The 2,012-nt window shown below is 61.3% G+C and carries 1 protein-coding gene and 1 rRNA gene; both read left to right on the top strand.

All coding sequences use genetic code 11. The annotated features are described in order from the left end of the window. Positions 1-92: ribosomal RNA gene (rrf, locus tag ACFQ6H_RS29750) — 5S ribosomal RNA — on the top strand; the annotation flags it as partial. A gap of 518 nt (positions 93-610) precedes the next feature. Continuing rightward, positions 611-1,900 carry a plasmid pRiA4b ORF-3 family protein gene (locus ACFQ6H_RS29745; protein WP_378650429.1) on the top strand — a complete coding sequence of 430 codons (1,290 nt, stop codon included), beginning with the start codon at positions 611-613 and terminating at the stop codon, positions 1,898-1,900. Positions 1,901-2,012 lie beyond the last annotated feature (112 nt).

Below are 2,012 nucleotides of genomic sequence, written 5' to 3'. Positions count from 1 at the left end.
CGCCCGGTCCCATTCCGAACCCGGAAGCTAAGCCCTTCAGCGCCGATGGTACTGCACTCGACAGGGTGTGGGAGAGTAGGACACCGCCGAACACACATTAGAGAAGCCCCCCAACCAGTGATGGTTGGGGGGCTTTCTCGTACCCAAAACACCCCCCACACCATCTCCCCAACCCGCCCCCGGCATCGAGTGAACGGCACTCTCACCCTCTTAGACGAGGGGAACGGTACGTTCACACCATCCGGGCAGGGGCGTGACCGACGACGCGCCGGGATCGAGCGAACGGCACTTCCGTCGCCTTCAACGAGATGAACGTACCGTTCGCACGATCAGGGCAGGGCAGGCAAAGGCGGGGCGAGGAAGATGCCGGCGCCGACGCACATAGCGACTTGTTAGCCAAGGTATAGATTGTGAACCGTCTCATAAGTCCGAAGTACTCTCCGATTTTGTGCCTTCGTCCCTAGCACTTTGGCCTAGGCTGAGTGGCATGGTGGGGTTGAGCAGCTCGAGGGTGTCGCATTTGCGACTCGTTCCGACGGAACCGGAAGAACTGCGAAGATTTGTACAAGAAACTGGCGGAGGGCGTGGGGGCCTTCAGGTAGCGCGATCGTTGCGTTCGAAGAGGCGCGCGGTACCGGCGCAATACGCGATACGTATCAGCGTCGACAATGTTTCCACCCAGATCTGGAGACGAATCCTCGTCGCGTCGGATCTGAATCTGGATGACCTGCATTCGGTGGTCCAACGGGCAATGGGGTGGAGTGACCGTCATTCGCACGCGTGGTCCAAGTCCGGCAGCCGATTTCCGGGCGAGGTCGAAGAGTACGTCGCTTCCGGAAGCAGCGCCGAGCAGCGTCGCGCCGGACGAGTGGCGATCGTGGAGTCCGCCGTACGTCTGGACGAGGTCATGGTCTCGCCTGGCGATGAAATCAGTTATCGCTACGGACGCTTCGGGAACTGGCGCCACACACTGACGCTTGAATCTTCGGAAGTACTGCCCGACGGATTCCAAGTTGTATGTGCAGCGGGTCGCGGTGCTTGTCCGCCGGAGGAATGCGTCGGGCCTGACGAGTACGAGCAGCTTCTCGGTGTCCTCGCTTCGGAGAAGTTGCGCTCCCACGAATGGACCCTCGAATGGCCGCAAACTGAATTCGAGCCGACACGATTCGAGATCGCTGAGGTCAACAATCGACTTCATACACCTCGACCGGACGAGATCGTTGCGCCGTACGACATGGCGAAGCTCGTCGAATGCCTGGAACCCTCGCGAGTCCCGGAACTGCACGCGGTCCTCGCCCGAGCCGGCATTGACGATGAGTCGGCAATCGGAGAGTTGGTCCACGTCGAGGCGGGCCAACGCCTTCAGGCGGTCTTGGCGCTGATCGGTGTCGAAGGGATCGACGCCGATGATTTCTTCATGACGGTCGATGCGATGCTCGACGAACCTGAACTGGGACCGGTAAACCTCCCCCAAGGGCGATCACTCTTCGCAGTGCTCAAGAAGTTCGGCCTGGTGCGAAAGCACAAAGGGCAAATTTTACTGACGAAGCGGGGACAGTCAGCTGAGCGGGACGCGTCAATGACGTGGTCGGTGATCGTCGAGGGCGTTCCGGTCGCGCCGGGCGGCTCGCAGAGAGCGGTGGAACTCCTTGTCCTCCTCGCCGTAGCCGCTGGCTTGTCGCCGGCAGATCGTCATCGTTTCGTCGCGGGAGCGTTAGAGCCGATTCGGTCGTCGAGCATCCTCATGTCCGGGGCTCAGACTTCCAAACGTGACACGTCCGGGAGCACCGTGGAGGTGCTTGGTTTGATCGGCGCTACGGGTTACGAGTTGGGGAAGTTCGGCACCAAAGCGGACTCGTCCTGGGCTGTTCATCTCGCGAGGGCGATTCTGAAGCGTTAACCCGAGCACTGACGCAGACCTTCCTCCATCGCGGAGTCGCCGCCGCCGACCACGACGATGTCCTGGTCGCGGAAGAAGAACCCGTCGCAGGTGGCGCAGGCGCTGACGCCGC

The sequence above is a fragment of the Rhodococcus sp. NPDC056506 genome, from assembly GCF_042794945.1.
Lineage (GTDB): Bacteria > Actinomycetota > Actinomycetes > Mycobacteriales > Mycobacteriaceae > Rhodococcus_F.
Note: the sequence above shows the minus strand (reverse complement) of the source record. Positions and strands in the feature narration are given on the sequence as shown.